The following is a 13,771-nucleotide window of genomic DNA, read 5'->3' on the forward strand; positions in this document are numbered from 1 at the left end:
AAAATCAAATAACAGGAGAAAGGGTGTAGCATGAAACGATTCATATTTAGGAGGTATAGCCAGTGGAAGTAGATAAAATTATAAAAAAAGATGTCTTAGAATTTATGGCAACAATCCCTGATAATAAAATTGATTTAATCGTAACAGACCCGCCTTATTTGATAAATTACAAAACAAATCGGAGGAAAGAAAAACATAAATTTTCAAACGTTATTGAAAATGATAACAATCCTGAATTGATAAAAGAGTATATAAAAGCGTGTTATCGAATTTTAAAAGATGATACGGCTATTTATATATTTTGTTCATTTGATAAAGTTGATTTTTTTAAAAAAGAAATTGAGAAATATTTCACGGTAAAAAATATTATTATTTGGAGAAAAAATAATCACACTGCAGGCGATTTGGAAGCGCAATTTGGAAAGCAGTACGAAATGATAATACTGGCGAACAAAGGACGAAAGAAATTTAATGGCGAGCGCCTAACAGATGTTTGGGATTTCAAGCGAGTCAGCTCAGATAAACTACTCCATCAAAATCAAAAACCTATCGAATTGATAAAAAGGTGCATTATAAAACACTCAAACATTGGAGATATTGTATTTGATGGATTTATGGGAAGTGGAACGACAGCGCTGGCAGCGTTAGAGCTAGATAGGCATTTTATAGGAACTGAAATAGATGACTATTATTTTGATATAGCAGAGGAGCGGATAAAAAACCACAACGCTCAATTAAGTTTATTTGATGAGGTATGAGGTGGAGTATTGAAACGATTCATAGCTATCTGGATTCTGGTCTCTGCTGGATTGAATATCTGGCAGATGGACAGGATTCGAGATTTGGAAGAGAAGAAGCCGATGGTTGTCTACAAAGCAGATAATCAAGGCGCTGAGATATTCGGTAAGGTCGTGGAAAAAGGACGACATGGGAAGTTGTATACTGTCACAATTCGTGATTACGGGGTGTTCGTGGTTACTAAGGAGCAGTATGAAAAGATTAGAGTTGGGGATGAAATAATGTTGTGAAGATTGCTGTTGAATTACCGAAACGACCAGCGATTTTGAAAGGTTTGAAACCAGACGAACGTATCAAACTGGACACGATGCATTTTAAACGTGCAGACGCTTATGTGGTAGATGATGCTCTATTTATCTACTGGCAAGCGACTTTTAAAACTTTTAAAAGTATCTGGTTTTATTTAGAGAATTTTAAGGCATATACGGCTTTTCAAGTCATACATGATTTGAATAGTTTTAACAATCCGACTTTTTCAGATATGATTTTCAAAATCTGGAAGGGACATGGCTTGCAGACTGGATATGTTGAAAATATTTTAAAGGAGTTGTAGTGGATATTGTAGATTTATATTTGGAGCATGGAGATTTTAGAACAGCTGTACGCTTGAGTGGTCTACCAATGCACGTTGCCCATATCAAATTACGTAAAGCTGGTGTCTTGAAGATTGCTGATAAAATCCAATTCGGCAGTAAAGGTGCTAAGTTAGGTGGACAAGCAGAACAGTTGTTTCAGACTCTAGTACCGGATGCTGTTGATGCCAATGCGCTTTTCAAGAAAAATAATCCTGTCTATGATTTTGTTTTTAAAAATATGACGATTGATGTGAAATATAGTTCGTTATATTCAGGCGGAAAGTCAAATCATTGGGGGATTAGGTGTAAAGGTGAGCAGGATTTCATAGTTGCATTTTTGGAAAGAGAACAAGGAGCAGGTATTGACAGTCCTTATTGCCTCTTGATTCCAATGGATTTTGTAGATATGAAGCAGATGCATATATCGCCTAATGGCAGTTGGTTCAAAGAGTTTCAAGTAGAACCAGAAGAGTTACGAGGAATTTTAAATGACTATGCAGAACTGAGAGAAATAGGACAATTTTGAGGATGAATACAAAGATAATGAGGTGAGATTATGAAACCAAAATTTAGAGCTTGGGATAAAGAGCGAAACGAAATGAATTATAAGGTCATGGTAGGCAATTGTGATACAGATGACGAAAACTGGACTTGTCCTATCATTTGGATTGAGGAGAGACAAGATTGGTTACATTTTGATGATTATGACTCTATCATGCAATCAACAGGCCTTTTGGATAAAAATGGCAAGGAGGTCTTTATCGGAGATATTATCAAATGCACAAGAGGGTGCCTTCACGAAGTCTATATAGAAAAAGAATATGGTGGTACGTATTTTGGAGGAATGCCAGCTGTATACCTCAAAGGATTGAGAGAAGGATATGCGTGGACTGAGCATGAAGAAATCGTCGGCAACATCTATGAAAACCCGGAGCTTTTGGAGGAGCAGAAATGAGACCAAAAAGATACCCGTATTCAGGAAGACAAGGATTGACCAGGACTGGCCTGCCAAGGTTTATACAACTTGGCAATATCGCCATTGATAGCAAATTCATTAACAATATTGAAACGTTTGAATGGGTAGGACCAAATGAAACGGTAATTCATCTAAGAATCCCTAAATTCTTTGCTTACGAAGAAAAACAAATTACGGTACAGTTGAAACTCGGGCAAGTGTTAAAAATCCTGAACCGTTACTAATACAAAAAAGCCAAGGCACTCTCTGCCTCAGCAATAATCTCAATAATATTATTATATCACAAAGGAGATAGAGAGTGAACAAGGCTAAAGAGCTCTTGAAAGAGTTGCAGGATCTGGATATGGACATTCAAAGCCGTATAGATGAAATCAAAGAACTTGAGGCTGGTTTGCTCTCAAGTCCGAAGTGGTCAGATGTTAAAGTCCAAGGTGGACAGACTAGAAAAGTTGATGATGTCTATACTCAGCTTGTCGTGATGAAAGAGGCTATAGAGCAAGATGCCAAGGAAGTTATTAATAGGAAAATTGAATTAGGTAGAATGATCAATAGGCTTAAAAATCCAAAAAGTAGGTCCGTCCTTAGAATGACTTACATTACTAAGATGTATGTTGATGATATTTGTGACAAAATGGAAATCAGCAGAACAACTTTCTATACTTGGCGGAATATGGCCATCTCTGAACTGAATGAGGTTTTGGAGAGAATGGAACTAAATTGAACTTTACAAAACTGTACGGGAAAAAATGATACTTGTTAGCACAGTTTTGTAATTCTGATAGAATGGTAGTATCAAGAATTGAAAAGAGAGGTCTCAGAATTGGTAGATGGTTACCTGTAATGCCAGGGGGCTGTGATGGCCTTGGAGGTTCGACCCCTCCCCTCTCCTTTGAGTGTTTGTGTCCCAGAATGGGGTAGGCAGTAGGCTTAGCATTCACATATTACTCATTAACTTAAAAATGGTTGCAGAAGCGACTGAACCTCGCATGGTTGCGTAGCTACTTATATCCTAGGTAAGTTATAAGCTAGGCGGTTTGATTCCGCTAGAGGTTGTAAAGACTACAAAAAATAAATCAGAAAATTGATTTCTAATTAACACGCAAGGTAGTAGTCGCCTTGTAAGAAGGTCACACATCGTGTGGCTTTTTTGATTGTTGAAATAAAAAAAGAGCTGCAAGAGCAACTCTTAAACTTGAAGTTTAGATTCGAGGGCCTCGGTGAGAACCTGAGAAAAATTGAGCTTCCTTTTTTCTGCAAGGTTATTCAACCATTCAGGGATAGTCACATTCTTACGAACTTTTTTGGAGTGATACTTACGTAGATAGGCATTCATATCAATACTAATCAAAGCGACCTCTGCGTCTGGGTTGTCAGCCTGAACTTGAGAAGTAGAACTTGCTCGAGGATATTCTTGATAGTCCTCAAGAACAAATCCAAGAACCTCAATAGCCATTTGATAGGCTTCGTTCATATCTTTTCCTTGCGTAATAGCTTCAGGAATATCTGGGAAAGTAACAGTGATGGCTGTATCGCCGTGTTTAAAAATAGCAGGGTAGAGTAACATAATGCATTCCTTTCTTATGTTTGGAGGTAAAGCAAGTCAAGAGACAAGCAGATTATTTCAAACCCGCTTGTTTCAAGATAGCATCTTCGGTACCTTTGTCTATGTCTTTGTTGTGCATTGGAACTGTTGTTTGGTGTCCTTTACCGTCTCGCATTTTTATGTGACTTCCACGTTGAGACACTTTGTAAAAACCGTTCTTCTTTAACAACTTAACCATTTGTTTAGGCGTCATCGGCATTTGCTTTACCTCACTTTCTATACTTATATTATACACAAAACAAAGATAGATGTCAAGGATAAATGCGCATAAAGTACACCGTTTTTTAGAAAGAGAAAGATGAAACCACAAAAACTTACAATACTTGGAGGGAGAAGAACCTCAGTAGACTATGATCAACGCAACGAAGAATATACTGAGTACAATCGCACTCGTTGGAAGTATGATAAGGATGTTAAGAGGTTTTATAATTCATCTATCTGGAAGCGAACAAGTAAGCAAGTGTTGCTTGAGTCTGATTATGTTTGTGCGATGTGTGGAGATGAAGCGACAATGACTGATCACATCATCAGCGTAAAGCAGGATTGGTCTAAGAGGTTAGATAGGAACAACCTACAAGCTAGTTGCAAGAAATGTAATGATAAGAAAGCAATCAAAGAGAAGTATTCTTTGTAAATTCGTTGTCAATTATATGTAAATCAAGCAGATTTTGAATGTCAGAAGACGGAAGAAAGTGAAGATTATACTAGATAATCAACAAACAATACGCTCTGTTTTATACGGAAATACCCCCTTTATTTTTAAACGGGGCTGTATAATGTTCGGGAATAGGAACGCCGCCCTCTTCTGTGCAAAAAATTCCCTTTTTAAAACTATGATAGCTGTAAAATTATGTGTAAAGGAGGAAGAAATGGGACGGAAAATGAAGGTTGTCGAAAGCAACAAAAAGCACATGACTAAAGAAGAGAAAATCGCTCGTAAAAGTATACAGGACAAGGCTTCTGACGGTTTGGATGCTTTGCAATTAACACCGCCAAAACACTTTGATCCGATTGCTAAAGCTGAGTACAAACGAGTCATTAACGATCTGCGAAAGCTACCCCTAAGAAATCTAGACAGAGCCGTTTTAGAGAGCTACTGCACTTGGTATGCAGTCTACAAAGAAATATCTCGTGGATTGCAGAAAGAGGGATATGTGGTTGAAACAGATAATGGTAAAGTCCTACCTAATAAAATGTTGTATAGTTTGGAACGTGCGACAACTAACTTAATAAAAGCAGCATCGCAGTTAGGTTTGACGGTGGATAGTCGTATGAAATTATATGTTCCACAAGTTGAAGAAAAGAAAGAGAGTATTTTTGATAAATTTGGTAGTTAGGAGGTGATTATGTGGAAGATGTAGCTTATCAATATGCTTTAAAAGTAGTAAATGGTGAAATAATAGCTAGTAAAAAGGTTTTAAGAGCTTGTAAGCGTCACTTGAGGGACTTGGAGCGTATGGATGACGAAGACTTTCCATATATTTATTTACCTGACAAAGCTAAAAATCCTATTGATTTTATCGAAATGCTACCTGATGTTAAGACAGGAAAGCCTTATCCGTTGGCTGATTTTCAAAAATTCATCTTGTCGAGTTTGTACGGATGGCGGAAAAAGTCCGATACATCGATAAGGAGATTTAAAAAAGCCTTAATCAGTTTGGCCAGAAAGAACGGAAAGACTATTCTCGTTGCAGGGATTGCCCTGTACGAGTTTTTATTTGGTCGGAACCCTGCAATGAGCCGTCAGCTGTTTTGTACAGCAAATGACCGTTCTCAGGCTCGTATAGCCTATGATATGATTCGTAAGCAGTTAGACGCTCTTAGGGCTCAGGATGAGGATATCAGGAAGGCTACGAAGATAGTTCGTGATGAACTCAGGAATTTAAACGACGAAAGCTATGTGCGAGCGTTAAGTCGTGAAACTGGGGCAGTCGATGGGTTTGAACCGTATGTTGGTATTTTAGATGAGTTCGCAGCATCAAAAACCAATGAGATGATTGAACTTCTCGAATCTGGTCAAGGTCAGTTGGATAACCCTTTGATTTTGATTATCTCAACAGCTGGAATGAACCTGAACGCTCCGATGCACACTATCGAATATCCATATATCGAGAAGATTTTAGATGGAGATGTGATAGATGATGGCTACTTTGCTTTTATCGCCGAACAAGATAATGAAGAAGAAATTGCAGACGAAGCCAACTGGATAAAATCCAATCCAATCCTTGAAGTTGAGGCTCTACGAGATAAGATGATGGATTATTTACGGAAACGTCGCAAAACATCACTTGAGACTGGGGCGGTCAATGAAGTTTTAATTAAAAATTTCAATATGTGGCGTCAATCATCAGAGGAATCATACATGGATAAAGAAAGCTGGGCAAAAGCTAAGATTGAAGTTCCTGATACTAGAAAGCGTAGAGTTTGGTTGGGTGTCGATGTTGGTAGGTCTAGCGACTTATTCTCTATTTCTCCTATGGTCATGATGGATGATTATTGGTATGCGGATAGCTTTTCTTTTGTGGCCACTAAATATGGCTTGATAGCAAAAGAGAAGAGAGACGGTGTTTCTTATACCAACCTGGAAAGGATGGGTGAGTGTGAGATAACCACGCTTGAAAGTGGGGTCATCGATGATGAACGTGTACTTGAGAAAATCGAGGAAATGGTCTATGAGAATGATTGGGAATTACAAGGTATATACTTTGACCCTTATCAATTTGGTTCGCTATTAACCATGATAGAGAAACGACACCCAGAATGGCCACTAGTCCAGATACCACAAACGACAATGGTATTGAATATGCCTACTAAGCAATTCCGTGATGATGTTCGTTTAGGGAAGATAAAGCATAGTGGAAACCAGTTGCTGACAATGGCGATAAACAACGCATATACTAGAGTCGATAATAACGGTATGAGGATTGATAAGAATAAAAATAGCAATAAAATCGACCCTCTGGACGCTCTTTTAGATGCGTATGCTGCTTGTTACTTGGAACCATTTGATGGAAGTGGTTATTGGACGAACGAGAAAATTTTGGAAGGAGGTTCGCTATTTTGAGATTATTGAACCATATTCACACAATATTGCTATTAGCTGGATTATCTTTCTTCATTTACGGTATTTTTTTGATAGGGGAAGTATATGGGTATATCTCTACAGGTATTATTCTATGCTTGCTTGCTTTATATATCGATAATACGAAATAACATTGAAAACTCCTCTAAAATTTGATAAAATAAATTAAATTTAGGAGGTGTCTAATATGACAAAGAAACCAGTTTATAAGCAACCACTGTTTTGGACTTCGATTGGATTTGGATTGCTCTCGCTTATCTTATCGATTTTACTTTTTGGAGTTGCATCTGATATTATTGAAATAGAAAACGCACTTGCTAAGCATAATGTATACTATAGTGCTAAGGATAAAGACATTTATTATAATGTGACTAATAGTGAACAGAATACGTCATCTTCTACAACACCATCGTCCTCTTCGGATTTATCTTCTGGTAAAGCCGAATCTGCCAATACACCGTCAACTAAAACTAAAAACAATCTAAAACTCGGAGATAGCGGTAAGTTTAGTGATGGTTCAAAAGCGACCGTTGATAAAGTGTATGATGCATCTGATGTAGAGATGAATGATGTGAAATCGGGTTATAAAAAGATAGCTATTGATGTAACTTTAGAAAACACAAAAGATAGCCCTCTGAGAGTTAATTTTCAATCGTTTAATGTATATGATTCAAAATCAGAAATAGGCGATTTCAATTCAAAGACATACTATAACAACATTCCTCAATCATTAGCAGCTGGAATGAAAGCTAGTGTTACTTTGTATTATACTGTCAAAAACGAAGGTCCTTACACTATATCCTATGGAGATAGTTTATGGAAAGAATAGAAGAAGCACCAATCGGTGCTTTTTTTATGCTCAAAAACAGAAAGGAGGTGAGAAAATAAATGACTTTTTTTCAATCTTTAGGTTCGTCAAAATTATCTTATGACGATTATATCTCTTCAGTCATCTCTGGTAATTCAAGTCCTGAATATACTGGTATATCTGCTTTAAAAAACAGTGATGTCTTGACTGCAGTATCTATCATAGCTGGAGATGTTGCTCGGTTTCCATTATTGAAAAAGGATTTAATGGGGAATATCGAACAAGATGAAGATATGAACTATCTACTGAATGTTAAATCCGCAAGCAATACATCAGCAAGGCAATGGAAATTTGCAATGACCGTCAATACAATCTTGACTGGCAATTCATTCTCTCGTATTCTACGTGATCCAATCAGTGGTAAGCCTCTAGAGTTTCGATTCTTTAGGCCGTCTGAAACGACTGTTGAAGAAACCAATAACCATGAATTGATTTATACTTTCCGTGACCGTCTGAATGGTAAGGAAATTGTATGTAAATCAGAAGATGTCATCCATTGGAAATTCTTTAGCCATGATACTATTCTTGGTAGGTCTCCGCTGTTGTCTTTAGGTGATGAAATCAGCTTGCAAAATGGCGGTCTGAACACCTTGATTAAATTCTTTAGAGATGGTTTCTCAAGTGGAATTATCAAACTAAAAGGCGCTCAGTTGAATGGCGAAGCTAGGCAAAAGGCTCGTATAGACTTTGAAAAGATGCGTGAAGGTTCAACTGGTGGCAGTCCTTTGGTATTTGACGATACACAGGAATATACACCACTTGAAATTGATACGAATGTCTTGCAGTTAATTACATCTAACAACTTTTCGACAGCTCAGATTGCCAAAGCTTTACGAGTGCCTAGTTTTAAATTGGGGGTAAACAGTCCTAACCAATCTGTCGCTCAATTGACGGAAGACTACGTTACCAACGACCTTCCGTTCTATTTTGATGCAATCACTAGTGAGTTAGTCTTGAAAGTGTTTGATGATGAAGAGCGTAGGAAGTATCGTGTTGATTTTGATACTCGTAGCGTGACTGGTAGAAACGTAGATGAGATTGTAAAACTTGTAAACAACCAAATCTTGACACCTAACCAAGCCTTGATTGAACTTGGTAAGGAACGTTCTACTGATCCAAACATGGACCGTTACCAGTCAAGTTTGAACTATGTCTTCTTAGATAAGAAAGAAGAATATCAAGCAATGAAAGGAGGTGAGACAAGGGATGCCAAAGAGAATCAAGATGAAAGGTCCACTGATTCCGAATAATAGTCAAGAAGCTTACGACTACTTTGGTTTGGAAGCAGTCAGTGCTAAAGCTATCACGGATTCTTTTCCAGATGACAAAAGCGATATCGTTTTGGAAGTTAATTCCAACGGTGGTCTTGTAACTGTTGGGAGTGAAATCTACACAGCCTTAAAAAGCTATCCAGGGAGCGTGACTGTTGAAGTAACAGGAATGGCAGCAAGCGCTGCTAGTGTTGCAATCATGGGAGCTGACAAAGTGCTTATCAGTCCAACGGCTCAGATTATGATTCACAAAGCGCTGTATGGTTATGTATCTGGTAATAGTGATGACTTAGACAAAGCTTCTAATGCACTGAAATCTAGCGACCAGGCTATCGTGAATGCCTATGCGGCTAAAACTGGATTGAGTGAAGAAGAAATTCTGAATATGATGAAGAATGAAACCTTCATGTCAGCTAGTGAAGCAGTTGAAAAAGGATTTGCTGATGAAGTGATGACCTTTGATGATATTGGTGCAGTAGCGAGCCTAGAAAATGGATTGTTACCACAAGCAGTTATTGATGACTTTTACGCTAACCGTAGCAAGCGTAAGTCTGAAATCCAAAATATGCTACGAGAAATTGAAAAAGAAGAATTACTCAGAGGGCTCTAGGCTCTCTTTTTTGTACCCAAAAGGAGAAAAAAAGGTATGTTTAAAGAAAAAATGAAAGAACTTAAAGCGCAGATTGCAAATATCGGTGCTGAAATTGTTAATAAGACAGATGAATTGAAATCTGTTTTGAACTCTGATGATCTTGAAAAAGCTCGTGAAATTCGTGCTGAAATTGAAGCACTAAAAGCGCAAGAAGTTGAAGCAAAAGCAAATTTGAAAACTTATGAAATTGCAGAAGAAGGCACTGGAGCGCATGCATCTGGCGAAAAACACGAAGTGAAAACAGAAGGTAAATCTTACCGTGAGTCTGTAAACGAATGGGTTCGCACTAAAGGTGCAGTTGCAGATGCTAACTTGAAACTTGAAGGGAAAGACCTTCTCATTCCTATGAATGAAGCAGTAAATCCAACGCAAGACGGATTGAAGAAGGTTGGAACTGAAAAAGTAACTAGCAAAGAAATCGTTACTACACCAATCCGTGAAGTTAAGACTGTTATCGACCTTAAACAATTCGTGACAGTTCATAAGGCGTCTAAAGGCGAAGGCTCATATCCTATTCTTAAACACGCAACATCTAAGATGGCAAGCGTTGAAGAGTTGGAAAAGAACCCTGCTCTTGCTAAACCAGAATTCACAGATGTGGCTTGGAAAGTTAAGACTTACCGTGGAGCTATCCCACTTTCTCAAGAAGCGATTGACGATGCAGATGTTGACTTGCTTGCTATTGTTGCTGAAGCGGCTAACCAAATCAAAGTTAACACTACAAATGATGTAATCGGTACTATTTTGAAAACCTTTGAAGAAAAACAAGCAGCAGACTTGGATGCAATCAAGGCTATTTTGAATGTTGACCTTGACCCAGCTTACAACGTTTCATTCGTAGTTTCTCAAAGCTTCTACCAAAAATTGGACACTTTGAAAGACAAGAATGGACGCTACTTGCTCCAAGACTCTATTGTTTCTGCATCAGGTAAAGCCTTCCTTGGACACCCAGTATTCGTAGTTGCTGATACAATGCTTGGTGTAGCTGGTGAAGCTAAAGCCTTTATCGGTGATGTACAACGTGCTGTACTCTTTGCTGACCGTCAAGAATTGGGTCTTCGCTGGACTGACAATGAAATCTACGGTCAATACTTGCAAGCGGTTGTTCGCTTCGACGTTAAAAAAGCAGATGCAAAAGCAGGTTACTTCGTAACTATGCCCTAAGGCTCCCCCAGCTAATGGGGGTGTCACACGGTCAGAAGTAGCATTATCAGTACCAACCACAAGTAGCACCAAACAAGAAATCATGGCTTACTTAGATAGCAAAGGGATTTCTTACGCAGCGACTCAAACTAAAGAGCAACTACTAGCCTTGATTGGAGGTTAGAGCCATGGAGCCTGAAAAGAATGGTTTTCTAGAAGAAGTTAAGTTGTATTGTAAAATCGACTATGACTTTGAAGATGAGTTACTACTTGAACTTATTGAGTCAGCTAGAGAGCAGATTTGTTTCGCTATTGATAGCAAACTGCAACCAAAGGACCTAGAGTCCTATGCGAAGTTCCGTCTAGCTGTCAAAAAGCAAGTTAAAGAAGAGTATGAACATCGTGGGATGTCAGCAGATACCATGCGCTATCCATTAGCAAATGGTGTTCTGAACATTATCCATCAACTTCGAACAAGGAGGGAAGTCAATGCGGACACGTAATATGAATGTTCGCATTACTTTTTTTCAAAGAGTAGGTGGACAAAATGAAGATGGAGAGGTGCTAGATTTCGAAAGAAAAGACTTGTATACTTGCTGGGCAGAAGTGTCTAAAACCTCTATCAAAGACTTTCGCGAAAATGCAACGGTCACGAAAGCTAGTGGGTTGTCAGAGCACAAAGACGCTAAAACATTCTTAATTCGTCATCGACCAAAACTGCCTTTTGACAATTCTTGTTTTGTAGATTTTGATGGTAATGAGTATCAAATCATTGCTATTGAACGTGACTATGCTAGCAAGGAAATCGATTTAATCAAGGGAGTGATGGTGTCATGACGAAAGGGTTGGATCTTTGTCTTGATAATCTTACGAAGCTAGAAGCTAAAGCACCAAGAGTTGCTCGCGAAGCTGTCACAGAGGTGGCTCAAGAGTTCAAGAAAGAGCTTGAAGTAAATACTCCTGTTTCTGACGAGCTAACACTCACTCGATTGAAAGAAGATATAAGAATCAGTAATTTCAAAGGGGGAGGAGATGCTCCCTCAAAAGATATTGGTTATGGTCGGTCGACTGGTTGGCGTGCTAAGTTCCCGGACAGCGGAACGATCTATCAGAAATCGCAGGATTTCGAGGAAAAGACTATCAATGCAGTTACTCCTCGAGCAAAGGAAATATACAAACAAAAAATAAGGGAGGTGTTAAAATAAATGATTGCTGAAACCGAAGCTTACAAACTTTTGGTAGCTGATGAAGAGTTGAATCGGCTGTTTAATCAGTTCAGAGGCAAGGAGTTCCCGGGAGGATACAAACAAGGTATCTTCACTTACGATATTCCTGAGAAACCAACGAACATGAAGCAAAAAGAACTCGCTCCATTTGCAAGAATTTATTCGACGTATGAAGCACCTCACAAGTATGCAGATGACGAAATTATCTCAATGGAACAACGTATCACAGTAAACTTTTGGTGTAAGAATGCTAAGCAAGCAGATCAGATTGCCAAAAAAATGGATACGGTACTAGAAAGTGGCGGATTTGAACGCTACACAGCGAACGAGAAACCTCGATATATGGATAGCGATATTGGATTATTAATGAATGTCCGGAAATATCGCTTTTTTGATTGGAGTGATCTCGAAGAAGAAAGGAAAGAAATAAATGTCTAAAGTTAAATTTGGTTTACGTGGTTTTGAATATGGGGTTTTGAACGATAAAAACATTGTGTCAGGAGATACTAAAAAAATCCCTGGAATTAAATCAGCGAAGTTGGATATCACAAACGAATTGAACACTATCCCAGCAGATGATGGACCTTACGTAGTATTGTCTTCTGGTATTACTGGAACAACCCTTGAAGTGTCATGGCTTGATTTAGGTAGTGATGCGCGTAAAGATTTTTACGGTATCACAGTTGAAAACGGTGTCGAAAAATACAGTAAGAAGATGACACCAAACGATGTCGCTTGCTTGTTCCGCACGACTGGCGATGACGGTAAGGGTATTTGGGTCGGTCTTCTTAAAGGTAAGTTCTCTCTTCCGGGGATGGAATTGGAAACTAAAGACGGTTCACCGGATCCGAAAAACGATACGGTATCTGGAAGCTTCGTTGCTCGTGGAGACGAAGAAGAAGGACTTGTAATTGTAGTTGGTCGTGAAGACAACACACAATTCCAAGAAGCTGAATTCCGTAAGCTCGTCTTCCCAAAGGGATAAGCGGTGCTATTCCATCTACGGAAGTCACCGCTGAAACAAACAGAACAGAAGAATAAGAAATAGGCTTGGTTATTCCAAGCCTTTATTTTTAAGGAGTAAATAATGTTTGAAATTAAATTTAAAAAAGGTGGGGTTCTAAAAGAGTTCTCTAAAGACTACGTAAACGTAGAAGATAATCTTCTGGCGTTAGAACACCAAGTTCGTCAAACTGCTTTGTATGAAAAGAAGGAAGATTTGCTAAATCCTGCCAAACATCGCGAGTTGAACGAAGCGTATCTTGATATGTTCGTGAAAATGTACGGTGAGCAGTTTGATGCAGATGATCTGAAGAGTGCAAGTGTTGAAACACTCGAAATTCTGAACGAACTATACCTGGCAGCGCTCGGTGGAAAGCAAGAAGAAAAAGAGACCGCTGAGGGAAAAAAGAAGAAAAAGGGTTAAGCCCTAAAGAGGCTCAAACCAATTTATTAGTTTGGGTTCAATCGCTAATGAGTCAAGGATATACAATCCATGACATTAAAAGCATGCGACTTTCAGATTTTGATTTGATGGTGCAGGCTTTAGAAATCAAAGAAAACAAAGAGGAAGAAGA

At 38.5% G+C, this 13,771-nt stretch carries 22 protein-coding genes; 20 read left to right on the forward strand and 2 right to left on the reverse strand.

Going from position 1 to position 13,771, the window contains the following annotated elements:
- Positions 1-62 precede the first annotated feature (62 nt).
- From FGQ53_RS03300 to FGQ53_RS03330, 7 genes are all read left to right on the forward strand, one after another.
- A complete protein-coding gene (locus FGQ53_RS03300) occupies positions 63-758 on the forward strand; it encodes a DNA-methyltransferase (RefSeq protein WP_138335739.1) in 696 nt (231 codons plus the stop codon).
- A 9-nt stretch (positions 759-767) separates the two neighbouring features.
- Entirely contained in the window at positions 768-1,028 is a 261-nt protein-coding gene (locus tag FGQ53_RS03305; protein WP_138335741.1) for a DUF1372 family protein, read from the forward strand.
- Positions 1,025-1,351 carry a hypothetical protein gene (locus tag FGQ53_RS03310; protein ID WP_138335743.1) on the forward strand — a complete coding sequence of 109 codons (327 nt, stop codon included), beginning with the start codon at positions 1,025-1,027 and terminating at the stop codon, positions 1,349-1,351. The genes FGQ53_RS03305 and FGQ53_RS03310 overlap by 4 nt, the downstream gene beginning before the upstream one ends.
- The gene (locus tag FGQ53_RS03315; protein WP_138335745.1) at positions 1,351-1,899 is read left to right on the forward strand and encodes a hypothetical protein; all 549 of its coding nucleotides are present in this window, start codon (positions 1,351-1,353) and stop codon (positions 1,897-1,899) included. The genes FGQ53_RS03310 and FGQ53_RS03315 overlap by 1 nt, the downstream gene beginning before the upstream one ends.
- Before the next feature lie 30 nt (positions 1,900-1,929).
- Positions 1,930-2,328: a YopX family protein gene (locus FGQ53_RS03320; RefSeq protein ID WP_138335747.1), complete on the forward strand. Its 399-nt coding sequence runs from the start codon at positions 1,930-1,932 to the stop codon at positions 2,326-2,328.
- Positions 2,325-2,573, forward strand: coding sequence for a hypothetical protein (locus FGQ53_RS03325; RefSeq protein WP_138335749.1), 249 nt, complete (start codon positions 2,325-2,327; stop codon positions 2,571-2,573). The genes FGQ53_RS03320 and FGQ53_RS03325 overlap by 4 nt, the downstream gene beginning before the upstream one ends.
- 74 nt (positions 2,574-2,647) lie before the next feature.
- Positions 2,648-3,070: a DUF1492 domain-containing protein gene (locus tag FGQ53_RS03330; protein WP_138335751.1), complete on the forward strand. Its 423-nt coding sequence runs from the start codon at positions 2,648-2,650 to the stop codon at positions 3,068-3,070.
- A 465-nt stretch (positions 3,071-3,535) separates the two neighbouring features.
- Here FGQ53_RS03330 and FGQ53_RS03335 read toward each other — a convergent pair whose 3' ends face one another.
- The gene (locus tag FGQ53_RS03335) at positions 3,536-3,913 is read right to left on the reverse strand and encodes a type II toxin-antitoxin system HicB family antitoxin (RefSeq protein WP_138335753.1); all 378 of its coding nucleotides are present in this window, start codon (positions 3,911-3,913) and stop codon (positions 3,536-3,538) included.
- 52 nt (positions 3,914-3,965) lie between these two features.
- On the reverse strand, positions 3,966-4,151 hold the full coding sequence (locus tag FGQ53_RS03340; protein WP_138335755.1) for a type II toxin-antitoxin system HicA family toxin: 186 nt from the start codon (positions 4,149-4,151) through the stop codon (positions 3,966-3,968).
- 99 nt (positions 4,152-4,250) lie between these two features.
- On the opposite strand from FGQ53_RS03340, the gene FGQ53_RS03345 reads away from it, so the two are divergent.
- From FGQ53_RS03345 to FGQ53_RS03410, 13 genes are all read left to right on the forward strand, one after another.
- Positions 4,251-4,586 carry an HNH endonuclease gene (locus FGQ53_RS03345; RefSeq protein ID WP_138335757.1) on the forward strand — a complete coding sequence of 112 codons (336 nt, stop codon included), beginning with the start codon at positions 4,251-4,253 and terminating at the stop codon, positions 4,584-4,586.
- A 235-nt stretch (positions 4,587-4,821) separates the two neighbouring features.
- Positions 4,822-5,289: a phage terminase small subunit P27 family gene (locus tag FGQ53_RS03350; RefSeq protein WP_138335759.1), complete on the forward strand. Its 468-nt coding sequence runs from the start codon at positions 4,822-4,824 to the stop codon at positions 5,287-5,289.
- Positions 5,290-5,300: 11 nt separating this feature from the next.
- On the forward strand, positions 5,301-7,016 hold the full coding sequence (locus FGQ53_RS03355) for a terminase large subunit (protein WP_138335761.1): 1,716 nt from the start codon (positions 5,301-5,303) through the stop codon (positions 7,014-7,016).
- 205 nt (positions 7,017-7,221) lie between these two features.
- Complete coding sequence (locus FGQ53_RS03365) at positions 7,222-7,863, forward strand: DUF4352 domain-containing protein (RefSeq protein WP_138335765.1); 642 nt, start codon at positions 7,222-7,224, stop codon at positions 7,861-7,863.
- A 59-nt stretch (positions 7,864-7,922) separates the two neighbouring features.
- Positions 7,923-9,152, forward strand: coding sequence for a phage portal protein (locus FGQ53_RS03370; protein ID WP_138335767.1), 1,230 nt, complete (start codon positions 7,923-7,925; stop codon positions 9,150-9,152).
- Entirely contained in the window at positions 9,109-9,783 is a 675-nt protein-coding gene (locus FGQ53_RS03375; protein ID WP_138335769.1) for a head maturation protease, ClpP-related, read from the forward strand. Before FGQ53_RS03370 ends, FGQ53_RS03375 begins: the two co-directional genes overlap by 44 nt.
- Before the next feature lie 36 nt (positions 9,784-9,819).
- A complete protein-coding gene (locus FGQ53_RS03380) occupies positions 9,820-10,989 on the forward strand; it encodes a phage major capsid protein (RefSeq protein ID WP_138335770.1) in 1,170 nt (389 codons plus the stop codon).
- A 167-nt stretch (positions 10,990-11,156) separates the two neighbouring features.
- Positions 11,157-11,471 carry a head-tail connector protein gene (locus tag FGQ53_RS03385; RefSeq protein ID WP_138335772.1) on the forward strand — a complete coding sequence of 105 codons (315 nt, stop codon included), beginning with the start codon at positions 11,157-11,159 and terminating at the stop codon, positions 11,469-11,471.
- Positions 11,458-11,805 carry a head-tail adaptor protein gene (locus FGQ53_RS03390; protein WP_138335774.1) on the forward strand — a complete coding sequence of 116 codons (348 nt, stop codon included), beginning with the start codon at positions 11,458-11,460 and terminating at the stop codon, positions 11,803-11,805. Before FGQ53_RS03385 ends, FGQ53_RS03390 begins: the two co-directional genes overlap by 14 nt.
- A complete protein-coding gene (locus FGQ53_RS03395; protein ID WP_138335776.1) occupies positions 11,802-12,173 on the forward strand; it encodes an HK97-gp10 family putative phage morphogenesis protein in 372 nt (123 codons plus the stop codon). The genes FGQ53_RS03390 and FGQ53_RS03395 overlap by 4 nt, the downstream gene beginning before the upstream one ends.
- The gene (locus FGQ53_RS03400) at positions 12,174-12,632 is read left to right on the forward strand and encodes a hypothetical protein (protein ID WP_138335778.1); all 459 of its coding nucleotides are present in this window, start codon (positions 12,174-12,176) and stop codon (positions 12,630-12,632) included.
- The gene (locus tag FGQ53_RS03405) at positions 12,625-13,179 is read left to right on the forward strand and encodes a major tail protein (RefSeq protein ID WP_138335780.1); all 555 of its coding nucleotides are present in this window, start codon (positions 12,625-12,627) and stop codon (positions 13,177-13,179) included. The genes FGQ53_RS03400 and FGQ53_RS03405 overlap by 8 nt, the downstream gene beginning before the upstream one ends.
- A 102-nt stretch (positions 13,180-13,281) precedes the next feature.
- A complete protein-coding gene (locus FGQ53_RS03410; protein WP_138335782.1) occupies positions 13,282-13,620 on the forward strand; it encodes a hypothetical protein in 339 nt (112 codons plus the stop codon).
- Positions 13,621-13,771 lie beyond the last annotated feature (151 nt).

The sequence above is a fragment of the Streptococcus mitis genome (assembly GCF_005844455.1).
In the GTDB taxonomy this organism is placed as follows: domain Bacteria; phylum Bacillota; class Bacilli; order Lactobacillales; family Streptococcaceae; genus Streptococcus; species Streptococcus mitis_BF.

What these genes read in the sequence shown, in the direction of transcription:
- FGQ53_RS03390 (WP_138335774.1), top strand. Translation starts at nt 11,458, where the DNA reads ATGCGGACACGTAATATGAATGTTCGCATTACTTTTTTTCAAAGAGTA.
- FGQ53_RS03350 (WP_138335759.1), top strand. Translation starts at nt 4,822, where the DNA reads ATGGGACGGAAAATGAAGGTTGTCGAAAGCAACAAAAAGCACATGACT.
- FGQ53_RS03365 (WP_138335765.1), top strand. Translation starts at nt 7,222, where the DNA reads ATGACAAAGAAACCAGTTTATAAGCAACCACTGTTTTGGACTTCGATT.
- FGQ53_RS03385 (WP_138335772.1), top strand. Translation starts at nt 11,157, where the DNA reads ATGGAGCCTGAAAAGAATGGTTTTCTAGAAGAAGTTAAGTTGTATTGT.
- FGQ53_RS03370 (WP_138335767.1), top strand. Translation starts at nt 7,923, where the DNA reads ATGACTTTTTTTCAATCTTTAGGTTCGTCAAAATTATCTTATGACGAT.
- FGQ53_RS03335 (WP_138335753.1), bottom strand. Translation starts at nt 3,913, where the DNA reads ATGTTACTCTACCCTGCTATTTTTAAACACGGCGATACAGCCATCACT.
- FGQ53_RS03410 (WP_138335782.1), top strand. Translation starts at nt 13,282, where the DNA reads ATGTTTGAAATTAAATTTAAAAAAGGTGGGGTTCTAAAAGAGTTCTCT.
- FGQ53_RS03340 (WP_138335755.1), bottom strand. Translation starts at nt 4,151, where the DNA reads ATGCCGATGACGCCTAAACAAATGGTTAAGTTGTTAAAGAAGAACGGT.
- FGQ53_RS03320 (WP_138335747.1), top strand. Translation starts at nt 1,930, where the DNA reads ATGAAACCAAAATTTAGAGCTTGGGATAAAGAGCGAAACGAAATGAAT.
- FGQ53_RS03395 (WP_138335776.1), top strand. Translation starts at nt 11,802, where the DNA reads ATGACGAAAGGGTTGGATCTTTGTCTTGATAATCTTACGAAGCTAGAA.
- FGQ53_RS03325 (WP_138335749.1), top strand. Translation starts at nt 2,325, where the DNA reads ATGAGACCAAAAAGATACCCGTATTCAGGAAGACAAGGATTGACCAGG.
- FGQ53_RS03375 (WP_138335769.1), top strand. Translation starts at nt 9,109, where the DNA reads ATGCCAAAGAGAATCAAGATGAAAGGTCCACTGATTCCGAATAATAGT.
- FGQ53_RS03405 (WP_138335780.1), top strand. Translation starts at nt 12,625, where the DNA reads ATGTCTAAAGTTAAATTTGGTTTACGTGGTTTTGAATATGGGGTTTTG.
- FGQ53_RS03380 (WP_138335770.1), top strand. Translation starts at nt 9,820, where the DNA reads ATGTTTAAAGAAAAAATGAAAGAACTTAAAGCGCAGATTGCAAATATC.
- FGQ53_RS03345 (WP_138335757.1), top strand. Translation starts at nt 4,251, where the DNA reads ATGAAACCACAAAAACTTACAATACTTGGAGGGAGAAGAACCTCAGTA.
- FGQ53_RS03400 (WP_138335778.1), top strand. Translation starts at nt 12,174, where the DNA reads ATGATTGCTGAAACCGAAGCTTACAAACTTTTGGTAGCTGATGAAGAG.